Annotated in this window: 18 protein-coding genes; 8 read left to right on the top strand and 10 right to left on the bottom strand. The window is 66.5% G+C overall.

Translation table 11 applies throughout. The features are described from left to right. Nucleotide 1 precedes the first annotated feature (1 nt). Nucleotides 2-898: a carbohydrate ABC transporter permease gene (locus tag NIBR502770_RS14885; protein WP_141182448.1), complete on the top strand. Its 897-nt coding sequence runs from the start codon at nucleotides 2-4 to the stop codon at nucleotides 896-898. Nucleotides 899-953: 55 nt separating this feature from the next. Next, nucleotides 954-2,492, top strand: a complete 1,539-nt coding sequence (locus NIBR502770_RS14880; protein WP_141182447.1) for an alpha-N-arabinofuranosidase — start codon at nucleotides 954-956, stop codon at nucleotides 2,490-2,492. 53 nt (nucleotides 2,493-2,545) lie between these two features. Here the strand turns inward: NIBR502770_RS14880 and NIBR502770_RS14875 are convergent, their stop codons facing one another. After that, nucleotides 2,546-3,223 (bottom strand): Crp/Fnr family transcriptional regulator, encoded by a 678-nt coding sequence (locus NIBR502770_RS14875; protein ID WP_011775987.1) that lies wholly within the window; start codon nucleotides 3,221-3,223, stop codon nucleotides 2,546-2,548. A gap of 196 nt (nucleotides 3,224-3,419) precedes the next feature. Between NIBR502770_RS14875 and NIBR502770_RS14870 the strand changes: the two genes are divergently transcribed. Continuing rightward, nucleotides 3,420-4,604 (top strand): MarP family serine protease, encoded by a 1,185-nt coding sequence (locus tag NIBR502770_RS14870; RefSeq protein WP_141159368.1) that lies wholly within the window; start codon nucleotides 3,420-3,422, stop codon nucleotides 4,602-4,604. 10 nt (nucleotides 4,605-4,614) lie between these two features. Here the strand turns inward: NIBR502770_RS14870 and aroQ are convergent, their stop codons facing one another. The 5 genes from aroQ to NIBR502770_RS14845 all read right to left on the bottom strand — a co-directional run bounded on the left by aroQ (nucleotide 4,615) and on the right by NIBR502770_RS14845 (nucleotide 10,801). Further along, a complete protein-coding gene (aroQ, locus tag NIBR502770_RS14865) occupies nucleotides 4,615-5,079 on the bottom strand; it encodes a type II 3-dehydroquinate dehydratase (protein ID WP_141182446.1) in 465 nt (154 codons plus the stop codon). A 77-nt stretch (nucleotides 5,080-5,156) separates the two neighbouring features. Then, nucleotides 5,157-7,349, bottom strand: coding sequence for an alpha-galactosidase (locus NIBR502770_RS14860; RefSeq protein WP_141182445.1), 2,193 nt, complete (start codon nucleotides 7,347-7,349; stop codon nucleotides 5,157-5,159). Nucleotides 7,350-7,500: 151 nt separating this feature from the next. Next, entirely contained in the window at nucleotides 7,501-8,844 is a 1,344-nt protein-coding gene (locus tag NIBR502770_RS14855) for a sugar ABC transporter substrate-binding protein (RefSeq protein WP_141182444.1), read from the bottom strand. Between the two features lie 90 nt (nucleotides 8,845-8,934). Then, nucleotides 8,935-9,858: a carbohydrate ABC transporter permease gene (locus tag NIBR502770_RS14850; RefSeq protein WP_141182443.1), complete on the bottom strand. Its 924-nt coding sequence runs from the start codon at nucleotides 9,856-9,858 to the stop codon at nucleotides 8,935-8,937. Between the two features lie 10 nt (nucleotides 9,859-9,868). After that, the gene (locus NIBR502770_RS14845) at nucleotides 9,869-10,801 is read right to left on the bottom strand and encodes a carbohydrate ABC transporter permease (RefSeq protein WP_141159373.1); all 933 of its coding nucleotides are present in this window, start codon (nucleotides 10,799-10,801) and stop codon (nucleotides 9,869-9,871) included. Between the two features lie 182 nt (nucleotides 10,802-10,983). On the opposite strand from NIBR502770_RS14845, the gene NIBR502770_RS14840 reads away from it, so the two are divergent. Next, nucleotides 10,984-12,189 carry a Gfo/Idh/MocA family protein gene (locus tag NIBR502770_RS14840; protein ID WP_141182442.1) on the top strand — a complete coding sequence of 402 codons (1,206 nt, stop codon included), beginning with the start codon at nucleotides 10,984-10,986 and terminating at the stop codon, nucleotides 12,187-12,189. 10 nt (nucleotides 12,190-12,199) lie between these two features. Next, nucleotides 12,200-13,222: a LacI family DNA-binding transcriptional regulator gene (locus tag NIBR502770_RS14835; RefSeq protein WP_141182441.1), complete on the top strand. Its 1,023-nt coding sequence runs from the start codon at nucleotides 12,200-12,202 to the stop codon at nucleotides 13,220-13,222. 44 nt (nucleotides 13,223-13,266) lie between these two features. Here NIBR502770_RS14835 and NIBR502770_RS14830 read toward each other — a convergent pair whose 3' ends face one another. Together NIBR502770_RS14830 and acs are read right to left on the bottom strand one after the other, a co-directional pair. Next, nucleotides 13,267-14,028 carry a DeoR/GlpR family DNA-binding transcription regulator gene (locus tag NIBR502770_RS14830; protein WP_141159376.1) on the bottom strand — a complete coding sequence of 254 codons (762 nt, stop codon included), beginning with the start codon at nucleotides 14,026-14,028 and terminating at the stop codon, nucleotides 13,267-13,269. A 94-nt stretch (nucleotides 14,029-14,122) separates the two neighbouring features. Next, complete coding sequence (gene acs, locus NIBR502770_RS14825) at nucleotides 14,123-16,141, bottom strand: acetate--CoA ligase (RefSeq protein ID WP_141182440.1); 2,019 nt, start codon at nucleotides 16,139-16,141, stop codon at nucleotides 14,123-14,125. 408 nt (nucleotides 16,142-16,549) lie between these two features. Here acs and NIBR502770_RS14820 point away from each other — a divergent pair, with 408 nt between their 5' ends. From NIBR502770_RS14820 to NIBR502770_RS14810, 3 genes are read left to right on the top strand one after another with little or no spacing between them, the layout of a single operon-like run. Beyond that, a complete protein-coding gene (locus tag NIBR502770_RS14820; protein WP_141182439.1) occupies nucleotides 16,550-17,965 on the top strand; it encodes a hypothetical protein in 1,416 nt (471 codons plus the stop codon). A 44-nt stretch (nucleotides 17,966-18,009) separates the two neighbouring features. Next, nucleotides 18,010-18,804: an endonuclease III gene (gene nth / locus NIBR502770_RS14815; protein ID WP_141183457.1), complete on the top strand. Its 795-nt coding sequence runs from the start codon at nucleotides 18,010-18,012 to the stop codon at nucleotides 18,802-18,804. Then, nucleotides 18,801-19,478, top strand: a complete 678-nt coding sequence (locus tag NIBR502770_RS14810; RefSeq protein WP_141182438.1) for a CoA pyrophosphatase — start codon at nucleotides 18,801-18,803, stop codon at nucleotides 19,476-19,478. Before nth ends, NIBR502770_RS14810 begins: the two co-directional genes overlap by 4 nt. 8 nt (nucleotides 19,479-19,486) lie before the next feature. Here the strand turns inward: NIBR502770_RS14810 and NIBR502770_RS14805 are convergent, their stop codons facing one another. Together NIBR502770_RS14805 and NIBR502770_RS14800 are read right to left on the bottom strand one after the other, a co-directional pair. Next, a complete protein-coding gene (locus NIBR502770_RS14805) occupies nucleotides 19,487-19,669 on the bottom strand; it encodes a DUF1508 domain-containing protein (protein WP_141159380.1) in 183 nt (60 codons plus the stop codon). A 159-nt stretch (nucleotides 19,670-19,828) separates the two neighbouring features. Continuing rightward, nucleotides 19,829-21,565 carry a bifunctional 3'-5' exonuclease/DNA polymerase gene (locus NIBR502770_RS14800; protein ID WP_141182437.1) on the bottom strand — a complete coding sequence of 579 codons (1,737 nt, stop codon included), beginning with the start codon at nucleotides 21,563-21,565 and terminating at the stop codon, nucleotides 19,829-19,831. Between the last annotated feature and the right edge of the window lie 37 nt (nucleotides 21,566-21,602).

Genomic DNA, 21,602 nt, shown 5'->3' with positions numbered 1-21,602 from the left:
CATGGCAACTGAAACCCTAGCCCGCCCTCTTCCCTCCACGGCCACGCCATCCGCCGGCGGCAGGAACGGCCGCAGGATGAGCCCCGGCCGCGTTGCGGTCCTGGCAGTCGCCGCCCTGCTGGCCGTCCTCTGGATGGTGCCCTTCGCCTGGGCAACCGTCACCGCTTTCAAGAGCGAAACTGATGCCGCCGCTCCGAAGGTCAGCTGGATCCCGCCGTCGGGCTTCACCGCCGATGCCTTCGTCAAGGTGTTCCAGGACGGCAACATCCCGCTCTGGACCTGGAATTCGCTGTACACCTCGGCGGCCATCACAGTGATCACGCTGGTCATTTCCGCGCTGGTGGCCTACGCGCTGTCCCGCATCGACTTCCGGGGCAAGAAGGTCCTGATGACCGTGATCATCGCGTCCATCATCGTTCCCCCGCCGGTCCTGATCATCCCGCTGTTCTACCAAATGGTGGCACTGCACATGATCGATACCTCCTGGGCCATCATCCTGCCGCAGGTCATCCATCCGGCCATGGTGTTCGTGCTCAAGAAGTTCTTCGACCAGATCCCGCGCGAACTCGAAGAAGCCGCGGTCATGGACGGCGCCAGCCGGATGCGGATTTTCCTCCAGGTCATCCTTCCGCTGTCCCGCCCCATCCTCGCGGCCGTGGCAATCTTCGTGTTCATCGGCGCCTGGAACAACTTCCTCTGGCCCTTCATTGCCACCAACGACGGGTCCGTCCTGACCCTCCCCGTGGGGCTGCAGACCATCAAGAGCGCCTACGGCATCCAGTACGCCCAGAACATGGCGTCCGCGTTGCTCGCGGCCCTGCCGCTGATCCTGCTTTTCCTGTTCTTCCAGCGCCAGATCATCAAGGGCGTTGCGACGACGGGACTCGCCGGCACCTGACGCCCACCGTCGCTTTCCACCACCTGCCTGACGTACAACCAAGGAGATCATTCTTATGTCCCGCGCCAGAATCACCCTCGACCGCGACTTCACCATCGGCGAAGTGCCCCGGCGCCTTTTTGGCTCCTTCGTGGAGCACATGGGCCGCTGCGTCTATACCGGCATCTACGAACCGGGCCACCCGGAGGCCGACGAAAACGGCTTCCGCCAAGACGTCCTCAAGCTCGTCAAAGAGCTCGGCGCCACAGTGGTCCGCTATCCCGGCGGCAACTTCGTCTCGGGCTACGACTGGGAAGACGGAATTGGCCCCCGCGAAGACCGGCCGCGCAGGCTTGACGGGGCCTGGCACACCCTGGAAACCAACGCCTTCGGCCTCCACGAATTTGTGGACTGGTCCCGCCAGGCCGGTACCGAAATCATGGAAGCCATCAACCTGGGAACCAGGGGAGTGGACGCCGCCCGCGCCATCGTCGAATACGCCAACCACCCGGGCGGCACCCGCCTTTCGGACCTGCGCGCCAAAAACGGCCACAAGGACCCCTTCAACATCAAGCTCTGGTGCCTGGGCAATGAAATGGACGGCCCCTGGCAGATCGGCCACAAGACGGCAGAGGAGTACGGCCGGCTGGCCCAGGAAGCGGCCAAGGCCATGCGGTTCGTCGACCCGGACATCGAACTGGTGGCCTGCGGAAGCTCCAACTCGGGAATGCCTACTTTCGGGGCCTGGGAGCAGACCGTCCTGACCCACGCCTACGACGAAGTCGACTATGTTTCCCTGCACGCCTACTACCAGGAGCACGACGGGGACGTCGGCAGCTTCCTGGCCAGCGCCGTCGACACCGACTACTTCATCGAGTCGGTCATTGCCACCGCAGACGCGGTCCGCGCCAAGGGCAAGCACAAGAAGCACATCAACCTGTCCTTCGACGAATGGAACGTGTGGTACCAGCGGGGCCTGGACACGGAGGACCAGCCGCACAACGTGTCCAAGGCCGGCTGGCGTGAGCACCCCCGGGTCATCGAGGACAGGTACAACGTGACGGACGCCGTCGTCGTCGGAACTTTGCTTAACTCGCTGCTCCGGCACGGCGACAGGGTCAAGATCGCCAACCAGGCGCAGCTGGTCAACGTCATCGCCCCCATCTTCAGCGAGGAGAACGGTCCGGCCTGGCGGCAAACGATCTTCCACCCGTTCTCCAGGATGGCGGAACTGGCGAAGGGCCAGATCCTGCGGTTGTCCGTCGACTCCGACAAGTACGCCAATACCCGGTTTGGCGATACGGACCTGGTCGATGTCAGCGCCACCTGGAACGAGGAGACGGGCCGGGTGGCCTTGTTCCTTGCCAACCGCGGGCTCGAGGAGGCGGCGGACGTGGAGGTCAGCCTGCGGGGCTTCGACGCACAGCGGGTGGTCAGGGCGGAAGTGCTGGAAATCCCTGACGGCGGTGACCGGTTCACCATCAACAACCAGGACAACCCGGACCGCGTGGGCCTGAAGCAGCTGGAGGGTGCCAAGGCGAACGGCTCTGAGCTTCGGCTCAGCCTGCCCGCGTTGTCGTGGGCGGTGGTCGAACTGGACGTTGTGAAGAACTAGACCTGTTTCGGGAAACAAAAAGGCCGCCCCTCGGGGCGGCCTTTTGCTTGGTCCTAGCGGGAGCGCTGGCGGAGGCGCTGCATGTCCAGGATGACCACGGCGCGGGCCTCGAGCCGGAGCCAGCCGCGCTGGACGAACTCGGCCAAGGCCTTGTTGACGGTTTCGCGGGAAGCACCCACCAGCTGGGCCAGTTCTTCCTGCGTGAGCTCGTGCGCCACCAGGACGCCGTCGGTGGCCGGGCGGCCGAAGCGGTCGGCAAGGTCCAGCAGGGCCTTGGCCACACGGCCCGGGACGTCCGAGAAGACGAGGTCCGAGAGGGAGTCGTTGGTGCGGCGCAGGCGGCGGGCCAGGGCCTGCAGCAGCTGGGCCGAGACCTCGGGGCGGGTGCGCAGCAGTGCGTTCAGGCTCTCGTTCTTGAGCCCGGCGAGCCGGGTTTCGGACACAGCGGTGGCGGTGGCCGTGCGTGGGCTGGGGTCGAACAGGGCCATCTCGCCGAAGAGCTCGCCCGGGCCGAGGATGGCCAGGAGGGACTCGCGGCCGTCCGGGGACGTGCGGCCGAGCTTCACCTTGCCTGAGACGATGAAGTACAGCTGGTCACCCTGGTCGCCTTCGCGGAACACTGAGGCGCCGCGGGAAAGGTCCACCTCGGTGAGCTCGTCCGTCAGCAGCCGGAATGCGTCGTCGTCGAGCGTGGCGAAAAGGGGTGCTCGGCGCAGTACCTCGATGTCCATGAAATCTCCTGAGTAAAAGTATCGGCTGTGGGCGCTTTTGCCATTGTTTCAGAATTTTCAAGGTTCTGTGACGAACTTGGCATGGGAAACACGGGCAGGCCGCCCGCAGCCGGCCTTCCGCAGGCCGCGGCAGCCCACAGAAGATTGTCAGCGTCCGCCACTAGAATGGGGGTTCAACTGTAAATAAGGAGCCTTTGTGGTCGGCCTGACTGTCCTGGACATTGTCCTGATCCTGGCGCTGCTGTCATACCTGATCTACGGCCTCCGCAATGGGTTCCTGGTCACTGTCGGCGGCCTTGTGGGCTTTGCCGCCGGCGCCATCGCCGCGTTCTTTGCCGTCCCCCTGGTCAGCACTTTCGTTGAGGACTCGGGGTGGAGGCTCACCGCCATCATCGCTGCCGCCGTCGTCCTGATGGCGCTGGGGCACGGCCTGGGAACCATGGTGGGGCGCCAGCTTCGCGGCGTGGTGCGGATCCGGCCGCTGCGGGCGGTGGACCGGCTGGTGGGCGGGGCGCTGAACCTTGTGGTCTCCGCCCTGGTGATGTCAATGCTGGCCTTCAGCGTCAGTTCACTCGGCGTGCCCGTTGTGTCCCAGCAGTTGGCCGAATCCAAGGTAATCCGCTTCATCGACGGGTTGACGCCCACGCCGGTCAAGGCCACCATGGCGGAGCTGCGGTCCACGGTGATCGGCAATGGCATCCCCACCTTGCTGGAAGGGCTCGACCAGGGCCAGGCAGTCCAGGTGCCGAACACCAGCACGAACACACCGGCGCTTAACAAGGCTGCCCAGTCCGTCCTGAGGATCGCCGGCACTGCCTATGAGTGCGGTCAGAACCAGACCGGCAGCGGGTTCGTCGTCTCAGAGGACCGCGTGGTCACCAACGCGCACGTGGTGGCCGGCGTGTCGCAGCCGGTGGTGGAAATGCCCGACGGCGGCGCGATGCCCGGCAGGGTGGTCTACTTCGACACGCGTCGCGACCTTGCGGTCCTGGCCGTGGACAACCTGCCCTCGCAGCCGCTGCAGTTGAGCCGCGACCTGCCCGGCGGAAGCCAGGCCGCGTTCGCCGGGTACCCGCACGGCGGCCCGTTCCAGTCCAAGCCGGCCACCGTCCAGGACATTGCCACCGTCCTGGTTCCCGACATCTACGGCAACAATCCCTCCCCGGAGGACATCTACCGCCTTGCCGGTGACGTCCAGCCGGGAAATTCGGGGGGCCCGCTGCTTACCACGGACGGCCAGGTGGCAGGGGTGGTCTTCGCCAAGGCAACCTCGGACGCCGAGGTGGGGTTCGCCATCACCATGGGTGACCTGGACCCGGTAGCCGAGCAGGCGCCGTCGCTGTCCTCGCCGGTTTCCTCGGGGCAGTGCATCAAGAAGTAGCCTGTTCCGGCTACAGGACCTCCGCCAGGTAGTCGATGGCGAGCTTGTAGCCAAACACTCCCGCACCCACAATCACTGCCGCGCAGACCGGGGACAGGTAGGAGTGGTGCCGGAATTCCTCCCGCTGGTGCACGTTGGTGATGTGGACCTCGACGGCGGGAAGCTGCACGGCTGCCAGGGCGTCACGAAGTGCCACGGAGGTGTGCGTGAAGGCGCCCGCGTTCAGGACGATTCCCACGGCGGTGCCGCGTGCTGCGTGGATGGCGTCCAGCAGGACGCCTTCATGGTTGGACTGGACGCACTCCACGGCGAATCCGTGGTCCTGCCCGGTGGCCGCAGCCAGCTGTTCGACGTCGGCAAGGGTGGAGGTGCCGTACTTTTCCGGCTCCCGCGTACCCAGCAGGTTCAGGTTGGGGCCATTCATGACCAGGATGGTGCCGCGGCCGGCTTCGACAGTGGAGGAGGCTTCAGTCATGCCTGCAAATCTATCGGTTGGCGCAGCCCGCCGCGCATTCTTACGTCCGGATGCGCGGCGGGCGGGCCAATGGCTGTTTAGAGGGCCGTCGCCTTCAGCAGCAGGGCATGCTCGGGGTTCAGCACCGGCATCGGCAGCCCTACCTCCGCCAGGAAACGGCCGTTGGCAACGGCTCCGCCGGCAAGCCACGCCGGCGGTTGCGCCTGGGTGAAGGTGTGCGCGTAGTCGGCGTCCTCCTGGACGGGGGCGAGGACCTCAACCCGGTAATTCCGCTCCGGCGCCAGGCCGGGGAGGCCCATGCGTCCGGGCTGCTCCGCGGCAGAGGTGCGCGTGCCCACAACGGCGAACAGGGCCGCCGTCGTGCTGTCCGCGATGGACCCGTCCGCCACCACGCCGTGCAGCAGGAAGGCATCATCGGCGACGTCCGCGTGGACCCGGCGGCCGCTGTGGATCAGGTCCCGGTGTTCCTTGTACAGGCCCACGACGCGCCGAAGTTCGTCGCGCTCCTTGCCCTGGACGCTCCGGACGTCCCACTCCATGCCAAAGTGGCCGAACAGGGCGGTGATGGCCCGGAAGGACAGGTCGTGCGTGCGGGCGGTGGTGTGCGACGTGGTGGGACCGATGTGGCTGCCCACCAGCTCGGGCGGGACCACCGCGCCGGTCCAGCGCTGGATGGCCTGCCGTTCCAGCGCGTCGTTGCAGTCCGAGGCCCAGATCCGGTCCGTCCGCTCCAGGATGCCCAGGTCCACGCGCGCGCCGCCGGAGGAGCAGCTTTCAATCTCGACGCCGGGGTGTGCCTTGCGGAGCTCGTCGAACAACCGGTACGCGGCGAGGGTCTGCGCGTGGACGGAAGGGGCGCCGGCGTGGCCGTGTTCCACGAGGTCGCGGTTCTGGTCCCACTTCAGGTAGCTGATGTTGCTTCCGGACAGGAGCGCGTCGATCCGGTCGTAGATGTACTGCCATGCGTCGGGGTTCACCAGGTCGATGACGTGCTGGTTGCGCCATTCCAGGGGCAGCCGGCCGCCGTCCTTGTGTGCCTTTGCCGACGGGCCCACGATCCAGTCAGGGTGGGCACGGGCGATGTCCGAGTCAAGGTTGACCATCTCCGGTTCCACCCACAGCCCGAACTCCATGCCGCGGGAGGTGACAGCGTCGATGAGGGGGGCCAGGCCGTCGGGCCACAGGGTTTCGTCCACGTACCAGTCGCCCAAACCTGCGTGGTCGTCCCGGCGGCCGCGGAACCAGCCGTCGTCGAGCACGAAGCGCTCCACGCCAAGGTCGGCGGCCGATTCCGCCAGTTCGGTCAGGATGTCCAGGTTGTGGTTGAAGTAGACGGCCTCCCAGACGTTGAGGACGACGGGCCGCGGCTTGCCTGCGGGCAGGCCGGTGGACGCGGCGGGCAGGACGTGGTGGGGCCGGGAGCGGAACCAGCTGTAGAACGCCTCGGTAATGCCGTCCAGGCCGCGGTCGGAGTAGGCGGCGAACAACGCGGGGGTGGTGTAGTGGGCGCCAGGGTCCAGGATGACTTCGGCGGGGCCCAGCAGCTCGGAACCGCCGATCATGGTCCGGCCGTCGCCGATGGTGTCGGCGAACTGTTCATGGTTGCCACTCCAGGCCAGGTGGGTGGCCCACACCCTGCCGCGCCGGTTGCCGAAGCCCTTGGTGCCGGCGGCGAACAGCAGGGAGGAGTCGTGGCCAGTGCGGCCGTGCCGGCCGGTGCGAACCCATGTCCCTTGCTGGATGGGGCGGCGCTGGGGGTGCCGCTCGCGGCACCAGCGACCGGTCAGGTCAAGGAGTTCGACGGCGTCCGGTGCCACGGGCAGGATGGTCGCCAGCTCGTCCACCTGGAAAGGCGTGGTTCCCTCATTGGTGATGGTGTGGCGCAGTTCCAGCAGGCCGCCCGCATGAAGCGCCAGGGACGTTGCGACGCTCAGGCCCGTGTCGCCGTCGGCCTGCACGATGGTGGCGCAGGATCCTTCGGTGCTGACGGAGGTGACGCGGAGGCGGGAGGAGAAGTCAAGGCCGGCGCCGCTGTCCGTGATCCTGTGGCCACGCAGGGCCGGGCGCCCGCGCCAGGCCGAGGAAGCCTGGGGGAGGAGGCCCGCGGGAACGCGGACGTCGATCGACGAGGGCGGCACCGCAGCCGCGAGGATGGCCAGGTCCGGCAGGTCTGCGCCCAGCTCGGCGCCCCAGTGGATGACTTCGGCCTCTCCGCTGTCGAAGCTGATCACCAGGCTGGTGCCGGCGGAACGGAGGTGCAAGGGATCCATAGGGAAATCTCTTTCTTATTCAGGAATTGCGTCGTCGCTAACCCGCAAAAGGAAAATCACGGGAGGGGGAGGCCGGGTGCCGCCGCCGCGAGGAGGGGACGGCGGCACCCGGCCGGGTGGCTGCGACCACATACGCAGCCACGTGCGGGGGTTACTTGAAGAGGGCGTTGACCTGGTCGTTGGCGGCCGTCAGGGAGCTGGCCTTGGATTTGCCGGAGACCACGGAGTCCATGGCCGGCTTCATGATGCCGTCAACCTTCGCGGCGTTGTCAGCGATCGGGTAGAGGAACGTGGTGCCGTCCTTGACCTGCTGGCTGAAGGGGGTGACGTCCACGCCCTTGGCCTTGAAGGCTTCCACGGCCTTGTCTGCGGAGGTCTTGATGGCAGGGAAGACGACCGCCTTGGAAGCCACCACGTCCTGGCAGGCGGCGGAGCCGAGGTATTCGACCCACTTGATGGCGGCCTCGGGCTTCTTGGTGCCGGCGTAGATGGAGTCCGCCAGGCCGTTGTACATGCTGGCGCGCTTGCCGTTGACACCCACCGGGGTGGGGGCGATGCCCACCTTGACGTCCTTGTAGCCGGTGTACTGGCCGATCATCCAGGAGCCGTTGGCGTTGATGACGGACTTGCCGGCGGCGAACGTATCGGCCATGCTGGCGCCCACCGTGGTTTCGAGCTTGGGCATGTAGCCCTTCTCCACCAGCCCGGCGAACCAGTCGATGCTTTCCTGGAACTTGGGGTCGTCGTAGTTGAAGTGCTTGCCCCACGGGTTCTTGTCCGTGTGCGTCCAGCCGGTGGTGCCGGTCAGGTAGCTCCATTCGGTCTGGCCCTGGCCGGAACCGGACCCATTGAGGCCGAGCCCGTAGACGGCAACGTTGTTCTTGTCGAAGCCGGGCTCGTCGCCGCGCTTGCCGTTCTTGTCCACGGTCAGGTGGGCGATGGTCTTTTCGTACGAACCGCCGTCCTGGGGATTCCACGTCAGGTTGGCCATCTGCTCCGGGGTGACGCCGGCGTCCGCGGCAAGTTTGGTGTTGTAGAACAGCGCGATGGTGTCCCAGTCCTTGGGAAGTCCGTAGCGCTTGCCGTCCTGGCCCACCCAGAGGTCCGCCAGGCCGGAGTTGTAGATCCCGGTGTCGATGTTGTCCTTCTTGACCGCGTCATCCAGGGCGAGCAGCTGCTTGTTCTTGATGAATTCCGGGTACTTGCCAAGGTGGTCGGTGAAGACGTCCGGGGCGGTGCCTGCCACGAAACCGTTGGTCAGGGTGCCCCAATAATCGTCCCAGCCGCGCTGGGTGACCTTGACAGTGATGTCCGGGTTGGCCTTATGGAAGTCGTCGGCGCACTGTTTGTAGGCCGGGAGCTGGTTGGCGTCCCAGAGCCAGTAATTGATTTCGCCCTTGCCGGCTTCGGCGGAGCCACCGCTTCCGCAGGCGGAGAGTGCCAGGACGGCGGCCGCGGCTGCAGCGAGGGAACCGAGTGCTTTCTTCTTGTTCATGGGGGTCCTTTCAGGGTGTGCTTCAGGGTGTGCTTCAGGGCACGCCGCCATGGCGCGCGCCGGGAGGGGGGAATTACGAGGGGAGGGGTCCTACTTGATGCCGGAGAAGCCGATGGAGTTGACGATCTTCTTTCCAAAGGCGGCGAACAGGATCAGGACCGGCAGGGCCGAGACCAAGGTTGCGGCCATGAGCCCGGACCAGTCCGGTGCACCTTGGGGCGACTGGGACTTGAAGACGCCCAGGCCGACGGTGAGGACGCGGACGGATTCGTCTTGGCCCACCAGCAGAGGCCAGAAGTATTCATTCCACTGGCCGATGAAGGTGAGCAGCGCCAGGGTGGCGAGCGGGGCTGCGGCGTTAGGCAGGATGATCTGGAAGAAGATCCTCAGGTGCTTGGCGCCGTCGAGCATTGCTGCTTCTTCGACTTCGCGGGACATGTTCAGGAAGAACTGGCGGAGGAAGAAGATGGCGAAGGGGGTCATGAAGATATAGGGCAGCACCAGGCCAACCATCGTGTTCAGCAGGCCCAGGTTCTTGATCAGGAGGAAGTTGGGCAGCGCGGTGAAGATCGGCGGCACCATCATGGTGGCCAGGAAGAGGCTAAAAACGGCGTTCCGTCCCCGCCAGCGAAGCCGGGCGAAAGCGTACGCCGCCATGGCGCTGAAGAACACGGCCCCGGTGGTGGTGATGGAGGCAAAGAGCACGGAGTTGCGCAGGTAGATCCAGAAGTCGATTTGCGCGCCGGATCCGCCCTGGGCCACTGCGTCTTCGGGGGACTGCAGGCCGAAGACGCGCTGGAATGCGCCCAGGCTGAATTCTGCGGGCAGCAGGTTGGTGGCGTTGCCGGCCAAGGCCCCGTTGGTTGACAGTGCCGTCCGGAGGATCCAGTAGAACGGGAGGACCGAGACGGCCACAGCGATGGCCACAAGGAACCAGGCGGCGGTGCGGCGCCAGTTGAACGGGCGACGGCGGGTGGCGGGCCGGGCGGGTGCGGAGACTTTTGCGGTGGTCATGGAAGTGTCCTTAATCCAGGTCTGATTCGTTGCCCTTGAGGAACTTCATCTGGATGAAGGCCACCAGGGCGAGGATGACGAAGAGGATGACCGCCAGGGCGGAGCCGTAGCCGAAGTCCGATTCCGTGAAGGCCTTTTGGTAGATGTAGAACTGCAGCACCCGGCTGGCATTGACGGGTCCGCCCAGGGTGGTGACGGCAACGGTGTCGAACACCTGGAAGGAACCGATGACGGTGACAATCAGGACCAACGCGAGCACCGGCCGCAGCAGCGGCATGGTGATCTTGCGGAATGTTTGCCAGGGCGAGGCGCCGTCCAGGTTGGCCACCTCGTAGACGTGGCTGGGAATGGCCTGCAGGCCGGCGAACAACAGCAGGGCGGTGTAGCCCATGTGCCGCCAGGTGTTGATGAGGGCCTGGGTGGGGATGGCCCATTCCTCGCTGCCGAAGAATGCCACCTTGGGCAGGCCGATGGCATCGATGAAGTAGTTGACGATGCCGATCTGGTAGTCCAGGAGCCAGAACCAGAGGAGGGCGGCGATCACGTTCGCCATCAGGTACGGCAGCAGGAGCGCGCCGCGGATCACGGTTGATTTGGCTACCCGGTGCATCAGCAGCGCAAGACCCAGCGCGAGCGTGGTCTGGAGGAGGATGTTGATCAGGACGTACTGCCCGGTGACTGCCAGCGCATTCCAGAACAGGGGGTCCTTGGCGATGGCCTCGTAGTTGGCGCTGCCGATCCACGTCGGGTCGCCGAGGATGCTGTATTCGGTGAAGCTGAGGTAGATGCCCCGCAGGGTGGGCACCAGGTAGAAAACGATAAATCCGATCATCGCCGGGGCTATGAAGAACAATGCGATCTTCAGGTCGCTCTGTCCCCGGCGCTTCAGCGGCCGGTGCGCTGCGTGCACTGCCGGGCTGGCGTTCCTGGTAAGGGTGGTCATCGTCGACCCTTTCCTGAGTGTGATGGAAGTAACAGGCTGGAAAGAAATCTACACGAGTAGATATTGGACGGCAAGGGCTTATTTCAATGTTTCAAAACCAGGGCAATTACGCCAGTGACTGGATATTGACTCGAGTAGATGCGGGTGAAACACTCGGAGAAACTTCAATCGGAAGGCAAACAATGACGTTCTCCATCGGCATCGTGGGCGCGGGCCAGTTCGGCAGCCAGTTCGCACACCTGTTCAGCCTGCATCCCGGCGTCAGTGCGGTCTATGTTGTGGACGAGCTGCCGGAGCGGGCTGAATCCGTGGTCCGAAGGCTGGATCTTGCCGGCGTCGTGCCCGACTTTGACGCCCTTCTGGCCTCCGACGTCGACGCCGTGGCGGTCTTCACCCAGCGCTGGACGCACGGACCCCTGGTGGAGCGTGCTCTCCGCGCCGGCAAGCACGTCTACTCAGCCGTGCCCATGGCGGTTGCCGAAGAGGAGATCGCCCGCATCATCCAGGCCGTCCGGGACACCGGCAAGGTGTACATGATGGGTGAGACCAGCTACTACAACCCCGCCACCGTGTATGCCCGCGAACAGCAGGCGGCCGGCAGGTTTGGCCGGGTCTTCTACTCCGAAGGCGACTACGTCCACGACATGGACCTCGGCTTTTATGACGCCTACCAGTACAGCGGGGGCGAGCGGTGGAAGGAGACGGCAAGCTACCCGCCAATGCTCTACCCCACCCATGCGATCGGCGGGGTGCTGGGGGCCATCCCGGCGCACGCCGTCAGCGTCAGCTGCGTGGGCGTCAAGGACCAGCGGGACGACGGGGTATTCGACAAGGACGTCAGCATGTTCGGCAATGACTTTTCCAACGCCACGGCGCTCTTTGAACTGAACGACGGCGGCGTGATGCGCACCAACGAGATGCGCCGCGTGGGCTATCCCTCCCACATCCGCGAATCGCGCTTCCGGTTTTTTGGCACGGAGGCAAGCTTTGAACAGCTCGCCAGGGTCACCGTCTGGCAGGACAAACAGAATGTCCACGACATCTCCGAGCAGATGGAAACCCGGCCCAGCATGTCCCTGGACGATCCCTCACTGGCCAACGTGGCCCCGGAACTCCGGGACGCATTCGTGTCGGGACTGGCCCCGGTCCACGACGCCGGACGGTTGCCTGAGGAGTTCCGCGGCGCACCGAACGGGCACGAGGGAAGCCACCATTTCCTGGTGGACGACTTCGTCACGGCGGTCAATGACGGCACACTGCCGCCCGTGAATGCGTGGGTGGCCGCCCGCTTCACCCTCCCGGGCATCGTGGCCCACCAGTCCGCCCTGCAAAACGGCGTACGGCTTCCCATCCGTGACTTTGGGGATGCGCCGGGTATGAGTGGTTAGCATGGACAGCATGACTTCCCCGGCCGCGCAGGCCTCCCGCGGCGGCCCGGTGACCCGCAAGGATGTGGCGCGCTATGCCGGCGTCAGCACCGCCGTCGTCAGTTACGTGGTCAATGGCGGACCCAAGAAAGTGGCGCCGGCAACCGAAGCCAAGGTCCAGGACGCCATCCGCGTCCTGGGCTACCGGCCCAACGCCGCCGCGCGGGCGCTGAAGCTCGGCTCAAGCGAGACCCTGGGGCTTATCGTCCCGGACATCTCGAACCCGTTCTTCTCACTGTTTTCGCACGCCGTGGAGGATGCCGCCGCAGACCTGGGGTACGCGCTGGTGTTGAGCAACTCGGACGGAAACCTGGCCAAGGAACGCCGCAACATCCGGAACCTCGCCGCCCGGCAGGTGGACGGCGTCCTGCTGGCCAGCGTCCTCTTTGAACCCGACCTTGAAGCACTGGAGACTGCGGACATCCCTGCCGTACTGCTGAACCAGGAGCGGGCTGCGCCAGGTTTCAACAGCATCGGCGTTGACCTGGCTGCCGGAGCCCGGATTGCTGTCCAGCACCTCATCAGCCACGGGCACACGAACATTGGACTGGCTATGGGCACCAACGTTTCGGGCAGCATGGACGGTCGTGAGGTGGGCTGGCGACAGGCCCTGCAGGAAGCCGGGCTGCCCGAAGGACCTGTCGTCTACAGCGGCTTCACCTGGCCCGGCGGCTATTCCGCAGGCCAGCGGCTGGTGGCCTCGGTCAACCGGCCAACGGCCATCTTCTCCACGTCGGACACCCAGGCAGTGGGTGTGCTCCGGGCCGTCCACGAGGCAGGGTTGGCAATTCCGGGGGACATCGCCGTGGTGTCCTTCGACGGATCGATTGAGGCAGAATACTCCTGGCCGCCCCTGACCACGGTGGAGCAGCCCGTGGCTGCGATGGCCGAAGCCGCGGTGAATGCCCTGGTGGAAGCCCGGCGCGGAGGAAAACCGAAACACGCCATCTTCCCCACCAAGCTCCACGTCCGGCAGTCCTGCGGCTGCCCATAAGACAGTAGGACCGGCAACATGCGGCGCGGGTCAGCGTAGCCGTGCTATACGGGGACCACGCGCAGCTTCGAGCGTTCGCCCAGGACCCGCCTGGCTTCGGCGCTGAGGCCTTCATCGCTAATGACCTCGTCCACGTCATCAAATGCGGCGATGGAGCTGATACCCAACAGGCCCCACTTGGTATGGTCAGCCAGAACCACTGTCCGGCGGGCGGCTGCCACGAAAGCGCGGTCGGTTTCGGCTTCGAGCAGGTTTGGCGTGGTGAACCCGGCCTGGGCGTCCATGCCGTGAACGCCCAGGAAAAGGACATCCAGGTGCAGCTGCTTGAGGGCTGCCGTAGCGATGGGCCCGACCAGGGCGTCCGACGGCGTGCGCTCGCCGCCGATCAGGATCACGGTGGACCCGCCGGGGTGGAAGAGATCCGCAATCCGCATCGAGTTGGTCACCACGGTAATGCGGGGACCGTCGGCCAGCTCCCGGGCCAGGGCCCACGTAGTGGTGCCGGCGCCTAATCCAACCGCCATGCCCTCGTGGACCAAGCCTGCCGCCTCCACGGCAATGGCCCGTTTCTCCGCGGTCAACTGCGTGGACTTCAGCTCGAAACCCGGTTCATGCGTGCTGGCGTCCCCAGGCAGTTTCGCGCCGCCGTGGATACGCTCCAGCTTCCCGCCCTCTTCGAGCTGCTCAATGTCCCGCCGCACGGTCATCAGGGACACGCCCAGCTGTGCGGCCAGGTCCGAAATCCGGACCACCCGCTCCCGCTGGACAGCGTCCACGATGGCCTGGTGTCGGGCGGCTGCAAGCATGTGAACGGGTTCCTTTACCGGGGATACGGGTTTGCTCCAGCATACGGCGACGGCGCCGCCCGGGGAGGGCGGCGCCGTCGTCAGTCTGATGCCACTACTTCCGGAGTGACGCGGCGATCTGCTGCATGATGGTCGGGTCGGACAGGGTGGTGGCATCGCCCGGGTCGCGGCCTTCGGCAACGTCCTTGAGGAGGCGGCGCATGATCTTGCCGGAACGGGTTTTGGGCAGTTCCGGTACCACCAGGATGTTCTTCGGCTTGGCGATGGGGCCGATTTCCTTGCCCACGTGGTTCCGGAGTTCCTGGACGGTGGCGTCGCCGTTGTTCGCGGCGTCGCCACGGAGGATCACGAACGCGACGACGGCCTGGCCGGTGGTTTCGTCCGTTGCACCCACGACGGCGGCCTCCGCCACGGCGGGGTGGCTCACCAGGGCGGACTCGATCTCGGTGGTGGAGAGCCGGTGCCCGGAAACGTTCATGACGTCGTCCACCCGGCCCAGCAGCCAGATATCGCCGTCTTCGTCCCGCTTGGCACCGTCGCCGGCGAAGTACATGTTCTCGAAACGGGACCAGTAGGTTTCCTTGAAGCGCTCCGGATCACCCCAGATCCCGCGCAGCATGGAGGGCCAGGGCTCGCGGATCACCAGGAAACCGCCGTGCCCGTTCGGGACGGACTCGCCCATCTCGTCGACGACGTCCACGGCGATACCGGGCAGCGGCACCTGGGCCGAACCGGGCTTGGTGGCCGTCACGCCGGGCAGCGGGGCAATCATCTGGGCACCGGTTTCGGTCTGCCACCAGGTGTCAACGATGGGTGCCTTGTCGCCGCCGATGACCTTGCGGTACCACATCCAGGCTTCGGGGTTGATCGGTTCGCCCACCGAGCCGAGCACGCGGAGCGAAGAGAGGTCGTACTTCGCGGGGATCTCCGAGCCCCACTTCATGAAGGTACGGATGGCCGTAGGGGCGGTGTAGAGGATGGAGACCTTGTACTTTTCCACGATCTCCCACCAACGGCCCTGATGGGGGGAGTCCGGGGTGCCCTCGTACATGACCTGGGTGGCGCCGTTGATGAGCGGCGCGTAGGCGACGTACGAGTGCCCGGTGACCCAGCCGACGTCGGCCGTGCACCAGTAGACGTCCGTCTCAGGGTGCAGGTCGAAGACTGCCTTGTGGGTGTAGGCCGCCTGGGTGAGGTAGCCGCCGGTGGTGTGCAGGATGCCCTTGGGCTTCCCGGTGGTCCCGGAGGTGTAGAGGATGTAAAGCGGGTGCTCGGAGTCGTGGCCCACCGCAACGTGCTCGGCGGAGGCGGAGTCGACCGTGTCAGCCCACCAGTGGTCCCTGCCCTCGGCCCAGTCCACATCCTGGCCGTTGCGCTTGACCACCACCACGTTCTGTACCGTATGGCCGTCGTGGGCCAGGGCATCGTCGACGGCGGCCTTGAGCGGGCTGGGCTTGCCCCGCCGGTAGGTGCCGTCGGCGGTGACGACGAGCTTGGCCTCGGCGTCATCGATCCGCGAACGCAGTGCTTCGGCGGAGAAACCGCCGAACACCACCGAATGCACCGCCCCGATCCGGGCGCAGGCCAGCAAGGTGATCACGGCCTCCGGGATCATGGGCAGGTACACGGCCACGCGGTCTCCCTTGGCCACGCCCAGGGATTCGAACGCGTTGGCCGCCTTCTTCACTTCCTCGGTGAGTTGCGCGTACGTGTAGGTCCGCGTGTCGCCGGGTTCGCCCTCGAAGTAAATGGCCACACGGTCCCCGTTGCCGGCCTCGACATGTCGGTCCAGGGCGTTGTAGGCGGCGTTGAGTTCCCCGCCCACAAACCACTTGGCGAAAGGCGGATTGGACCAGTCCAGCGCCTGGGTGAAGTCCTTGTTCCAGGTCAGGAGTTCCCGGGCCTTCTTGGCCCAGAATGCCGGCCGGTCGGCATCCGCTTCCCCGTACTCGGCGGCGGTGACAACGGCGTCGGCCGCGAATTCCGGGGAGGGCGGGAAAGCCCGGGTTTCATGCAGCAGGTTCGCGAAGGCATCGCCCTGATGGCCGTGGCCGGCCGGCTGGGCGGAAGCGGACGGAACGGTGGCCGTGGAGCTTGGGGTGTCCTGGGACATGTGAACCTCATCATTCATCGATCGTCGCCGCGCGGAACGCCACCTCCGCAGGGCCCTCCGTTCGCACGGCACTGGGCGCCAGCCGGGCGGACATACCGCAAAGAGCTGTTCCGCAAACTAGCCTAATGCTTGCCACGCACCCCCTGTGCTCCCCGTCACAAAGACGACCGCGAGCGGCATTTTTTAAGCGGTGAATGGCGTCTTCGTTACTTCCAGTTGTCCCCTCCGGGCCCCCTCCAGCTAGTGATCAGCCAGGCTGTTGACTAGGCTGAGATGGAATTGTGACTTCACTTTGGGCCGCCCCGCCCAGGCATAAACAGTGCCCGGCCGGGGCAGGACCGCATGTCAAGACGGCACAGTTTTTCGGGTCCGGACCGGGCCCGGTGCCGCCACGCTAAGGAGAGCAGAATGAACCAGCAGAGCTTCGGCCAGCGAACGGCCCCGGACGCCGGGACAGGTCCCGGAGGCTCCGGATCCGCCGCCGGCGGACCAGGGCACCCGACCCCCGCCGGTAACGCGGCAACGGGACAGGCTGCAGGACCAAAGGCTGCCTCCGGGAAGATCGACCCCCACGCCCACCAGGCGGTTCTGGGCCCGTTTACAGTGCGGGACCTGGCTGTCTTCGCCGGCACGCTGATCCTGTTCGTCGCGTCCCTGCTGCCCCTCTTTGGCACCCGCTACAACCTGTGGAACCTGAACAATTTGTTCTTCCTGGGACTGGGCATCATCCTGCCGTTGATCGCCAGTGCGCTGTTCGCCGCGCGCAGGCTCGCCCCCGCGACGAAAATCCGGGTGGGTTCGCTCTCAATCGACCAATTCGCCTCCGTGGTGGCCTCCTTCGCCGTGGCTTTCTTCTTCCTGTCCATTGCGGGCGGCTACGTGACCAGCCTGCTGGTCGGCCTGATCGGCTCGCTGGTGCTGTTCGCCGCAACAGTCCTGGGCCGCTTCCTGCCATATCTGTCAGGCGACTTCAAGGACCGGCCAGAGGCGCCGGCGCACGTGGTGGCACGGGAAGCGGCGGTCCCGACGCGCAGGGCACTCAAGGCGCCCAAGCCGGAGCCGGGTCCCAGCCAGTCAAAGGGCGGCGGCATCAAGGGTGCCGGCGTCTTCGGAGGCGCCGGTTCCGGGTCCTCCGCGGTCCAGCCCGGATCCGCCAGCCCAAGCCCTGAACCTGTCCGCTTGGCACATGCGCCCGCCACCGCGGCCGTTCCGGTGGCTGCCGCCGGGACATCAAACGCGGGAACTGCCGGAGCTGCAGGAGCCGGTGCCGCGGCTGCCGTTTCCGGTGCCCACGGGCCTGCCGGGTCCGCACCGACCGCGCCCGCCCCCGAAACATCCGAACAGACCCCCGAAGTGGAGGCCGGGCCGCCCACCCAGGCAGCCGACGTCGTCCGCCCTGCCCCCGATGTGGAGGCCGGGCCGCCCACCCAGGCAGCCGACGTCGTCCGCCCTGCCCCTGTTCCGGATGCCGGCGAGACACGGCACGGGGACATCCCGGCAACCAATGCTCCACAGGCCGCGTGGGAGCCGCCCGCAGCCACCGCGGTGCACCAGCAGGTCCGTGCCGAACAGCCCATCGGGGCTACGGTGGACCCGGCAAGCCGCCACGATGAAACAGACGGGCAGCCGGTCCACGAGGCTTTTTGGTTTGCCGTGGCCCAGCACCGCACTGCCTTCGACCCCCGCACCGGTGCGCCCGCCTTCGTGATCGAGCCCGGCGGCTGGGTGCTGGCGCTCGAGGACCGCGGCCACGAGTTCCTGGTCCAGCACACTGACGGACGGCTGGGCGTCCTGCGCGACCTCAGCAACATCGAGCGCGGCTGACTCAGGTGGCCGGGGCCCGCACCAAGACCGGCCAGGCCACGGGGATGCCCGTGGTCTCGTCCGAATCAGTCCTCGCCCTGAAGCGGAGGGCGCGGCGCATCCACCGGGCCCTGGCCGAGAAATACCCGTACGCCCACGCGGAACTGGACTTCCGGAACCCGTTCGAACTGCTCGTGGCCACCGTACTGTCCGCCCAGACCACCGACGTCACGGTCAACCAGGTCACCAAGGTGCTGTTCGCGCGCTGGCCTGACGCACGGGCACTGGCAGAGGCGGACCCCACGAAACTTGAGGCCATCCTCAAGCCCACCGGGTTCTTCCGTGCCAAGGCGAAGAACGTCCAGGCACTGTGCACGCGGCTGGTGGACGAGTTCGACGGCGAAGTACCCGGCCGGATGGAGGAACTGGTCACGCTGCCCGGTGTAGGGCGCAAAACGGCCAACGTGGTGCTTGCCAACGCTTTCGGCGTCCCCGGCATCTCGGTGGACACCCACTTTGCCCGGCTGGCCAAGCGGTTTGGCTGGACGCAGTCGGAGGATCCCGTGCAGATCGAACAGGACGTGGCGGAGCTGTTCGAACGGAGGGATTGGACCATGCTGTCCCACCGGGTGATTTTCCATGGCCGCCGCGTCTGCCACGCCCGGAAACCCGCCTGCGGAGCCTGTCCCGTGGCCACCTGGTGTCCCAGTTACGGGCTGGGCGAAACCGACCCCACCAAGGCAGCCAAGCTCCTTAAGTACGAACTGGCCCCCGGCAGCGAGGGGCTGCTGGAGCAGTACCTGGCAGAGCAGCACCGCGCCGCGGAAATCCGGATGGCGTCCCAAAAGAGGACCCCGTGAGCGCACGCGAAGACCTCGCCGAGCTGGTGCGGCGCGCCGAAACCGGAACGGCCGGGCCCCCGGATCCGCGCTGGGCGGCGCTGACGGTTGACGCGGCACGGGCCCGCAGGGCTGCCATCCTGATGCTCTTCGGCGTCCTTGACGACGTCCCCGCCGCGTCCGGTAAGCCGCTCGCCCCGGCGGACCTCGACGTCCTGCTCCTGGAACGCGCCCACACCCTGGGCTCCCACCCGGGCCAGGTGGCATTTCCCGGCGGCGGTATTGACACGGGCGAAACTCCGGTAGCGGCTGCCCTGCGGGAAGCCGAAGAGGAAACAGGGCTTGATGCCGGCGGGGTTGAAGTTCTCGGAGCGCTCCAGGAACTGGGCCTGGCGCACAGCAACTTCCTGGTGACGCCCGTCCTCGGCTGGTGGCAGGCCCCCTCACCGGTCCGGGTGGTGGATTACGGCGAATCCGCACAGGTGTTCCGCGTACCGGTCCGGGACCTGCTGGACCCGGACAACCGGGTGATGGCCACCGTCCACCGCGCAGGCCGCACCTTCGACAGTCCCGCGTTCACCGTCAACGGCGTGGTGGTGTGGGGTTTCACCGGCATCGTGCTGAGCGGCCTCTTCGACCAGTTGGGCTGGTCGGTTCCCTGGGACCGGAACCGGCTCCACCCCATGGGGATCTAGGTTTCGACCTACTGGCGCAGGTCCACCACGATGGCAGTGGCGGCGTTTTCGCGCATGGCCTTGATGCCGTCCCGGAGCATGGGCAGGGACCTGAAGGTTGGCGAAACGGCAACCGTGTTGCCCTCGGCGTCAGTGAGCCGCAGCCGGTACGACTCGTCGCCTGTGCGGTGTATTTCAAATCTTCCCGCCATGGACGGGGACCTCCCTGTTATGCGTCGTTGCATCAGCGTGTGGACCGGTCTGTTTCAGTCACCGCTTTTGACTGTAACCTCCGCCACCACAACCGTCGAACTACTGCCGGGTAGGTTACCTTGCATCTCGATGGCGGGTATTGACGCCCTCCGAGGCAGCTACTTGGCGAGGTCGTAGGAGTCGACGACGGCGAGGCTTACCGGGAACTCGACCGGGACCGGACCGAACAGCAATTCCTTGGCGGCCTTGGCCGAATCCTCGATCGCCGCGATGCAGGCGCCAACCCCGTCCGCGGGTGCATGCACCATCACCTCATCGTGCAGGAAGAAGACCAACTCGGCCCCGACAGGGCTGCCGCCACCGGCGGTTCCCGGCCTTCGCAGGGTACGCAGCCGGCGTCGTAATTCCGCAAGCCAGCACGCCGCCCAGTCCGCTGCGGAGCCCTGGACCACGAAATTCCGGGTGAAGCGCCCGCGGGACCGGGCGATGGACTCAGCCCGCCGTTGTTCCTCCGCCGAGGTGGAGCGCTGGCTCAGGAACCACCGCTCCGAAGGCGGCGGGCTGCTGCGGCCCAGCCGGGTGGTCACCGTCCCGCCGGACTCACCCGCCCGCGCCGCCTGCTCCACAAAGTCGACGGCGCGTGGATAGGTGCGCGCCAGCTGCGGCATTAGACGCCCCGCCTCGCCGGAGGTGGCCCCGTACATGGCGCCCAGCAGGGCCATTTTTGCCTTGGCACGGTCCCCGCCGAAGCCCTTCGCGGCGATACCGGCATACAAGTCCTGGTCCCGGGCTGCCTCAGCCATGGAGGAATCCTGCGCCAGGGCCACCAGGACACGCGGTTCCAGCTGCGAGGCATCGGCAACGATCAGTTTGTAACCCGGGTCTGCGTGCACCGCACCACGGACCTGCCTGGGAATCTGCAGGGCGCCGCCCCCGCGGGATGCCCAGCGACCCGAGACAACTCCTCCCACCACATATTCGGGACGGAACCGTCCGCCGTCCACCCAGGCGTCCAGCCAGGACCAGCCGTTGGCCGTGTGGAGCCTGGAGAGCTTCTTGTATTCCAGCAACGGCTCGATGACGGGGTGGCTGGACTCCCGGAGCTCCCATTTCCGGGTGCTCTTGACCTCGATGCCGTTGCGGTGCAGAGCCCGCATCAGGTCCTGCGGCGAATCCGGGTTGAGTCCTGGTGAGCTGAGCAGGGCGCGCAGCTCCGCAGCCAACGCCTCCAGCCGTTGCGGACGCTGGCCGGCGGGCGGGCGGGGTCCCAGGTGGTCCACCAGGATCTGTTCGTGCAGGTCCTCCCGCCACGGGACGCCGGCGTGCTGCATCTCCGCGGCCACCATGGCGGCTGCGGACTCCGCCGCGAGCAGCAACTGCAGGCGGTTCCTGCGGTTCTCCGCTGTCCCCACGGCGGCCAAGGCGCCCTGCTGGGCAGCGTACTCGGCGCGGAGTTCATCCAGTGCCCACCCCGGCGCCGGCCCGGCAGCTGGTTCGTCGAACAGCGCGCCCTGGTCGGCAGGGGGACGCGGGGGCAGCAGGGCTTTTGGTGGAAGCAAGGGATCCTCCACCGGGACCCTGTCGGTGTTCCTGGCGTAGTCGGTGTGGGCGCTGAACTGCGAAAACGCCAGGATGTTGCCGCACAGCGTGATGTCGTAACAGCGCTCCACCTCCACGCCTGCGGCGAGCAGTGCGGGGTACCAGTCCTGGGTCCGGTGCCAGATCCAGCGGGGCGGCTGGCCGCCCGGGCGCCGGGCTTCGAATTCGCTGACGACGCCGGCAAGCTCGCCGGGTGCCACCACCCGCGGTTCGGGGTTGGCCTGCTGGGGGTGGCCGGCTTGTGTCAGTTCCTGCAGTGCCGCGCCGCGGGCGTGGGCGGCAAGCAGCAGGTACATGCTCCCATTGTGCCCTGCCGGGAGCGGTGGCTTGGTT

The sequence above is a fragment of the Pseudarthrobacter sp. NIBRBAC000502770 genome, from assembly GCF_006517815.1.
Classification (GTDB): Bacteria; Actinomycetota; Actinomycetes; order Actinomycetales; family Micrococcaceae; genus Arthrobacter; species Arthrobacter niigatensis.
This window is presented reverse-complemented; position numbering and strand designations above follow the sequence as displayed.

What these genes read in the sequence shown, in the direction of transcription:
- NIBR502770_RS14885 (WP_141182448.1), top strand. Translation starts at nt 2, where the DNA reads ATGGCAACTGAAACCCTAGCCCGCCCTCTTCCCTCCACGGCCACGCCA.
- NIBR502770_RS14880 (WP_141182447.1), top strand. Translation starts at nt 954, where the DNA reads ATGTCCCGCGCCAGAATCACCCTCGACCGCGACTTCACCATCGGCGAA.
- NIBR502770_RS14875 (WP_011775987.1), bottom strand. Translation starts at nt 3,223, where the DNA reads ATGGACATCGAGGTACTGCGCCGAGCACCCCTTTTCGCCACGCTCGAC.
- aroQ (WP_141182446.1), bottom strand. Translation starts at nt 5,079, where the DNA reads ATGACTGAAGCCTCCTCCACTGTCGAAGCCGGCCGCGGCACCATCCTG.
- NIBR502770_RS14860 (WP_141182445.1), bottom strand. Translation starts at nt 7,349, where the DNA reads ATGGATCCCTTGCACCTCCGTTCCGCCGGCACCAGCCTGGTGATCAGC.
- NIBR502770_RS14855 (WP_141182444.1), bottom strand. Translation starts at nt 8,844, where the DNA reads ATGAACAAGAAGAAAGCACTCGGTTCCCTCGCTGCAGCCGCGGCCGCC.
- NIBR502770_RS14850 (WP_141182443.1), bottom strand. Translation starts at nt 9,858, where the DNA reads ATGACCACCGCAAAAGTCTCCGCACCCGCCCGGCCCGCCACCCGCCGT.
- NIBR502770_RS14845 (WP_141159373.1), bottom strand. Translation starts at nt 10,801, where the DNA reads ATGACCACCCTTACCAGGAACGCCAGCCCGGCAGTGCACGCAGCGCAC.
- NIBR502770_RS14840 (WP_141182442.1), top strand. Translation starts at nt 10,984, where the DNA reads ATGACGTTCTCCATCGGCATCGTGGGCGCGGGCCAGTTCGGCAGCCAG.
- NIBR502770_RS14835 (WP_141182441.1), top strand. Translation starts at nt 12,200, where the DNA reads ATGACTTCCCCGGCCGCGCAGGCCTCCCGCGGCGGCCCGGTGACCCGC.
- NIBR502770_RS14830 (WP_141159376.1), bottom strand. Translation starts at nt 14,028, where the DNA reads ATGCTTGCAGCCGCCCGACACCAGGCCATCGTGGACGCTGTCCAGCGG.
- acs (WP_141182440.1), bottom strand. Translation starts at nt 16,141, where the DNA reads ATGTCCCAGGACACCCCAAGCTCCACGGCCACCGTTCCGTCCGCTTCC.
- NIBR502770_RS14820 (WP_141182439.1), top strand. Translation starts at nt 16,550, where the DNA reads ATGAACCAGCAGAGCTTCGGCCAGCGAACGGCCCCGGACGCCGGGACA.
- nth (WP_141183457.1), top strand. Translation starts at nt 18,010, where the DNA reads ATGCCCGTGGTCTCGTCCGAATCAGTCCTCGCCCTGAAGCGGAGGGCG.
- NIBR502770_RS14805 (WP_141159380.1), bottom strand. Translation starts at nt 19,669, where the DNA reads ATGGCGGGAAGATTTGAAATACACCGCACAGGCGACGAGTCGTACCGG.
- NIBR502770_RS14800 (WP_141182437.1), bottom strand. Translation starts at nt 21,565, where the DNA reads ATGTACCTGCTGCTTGCCGCCCACGCCCGCGGCGCGGCACTGCAGGAA.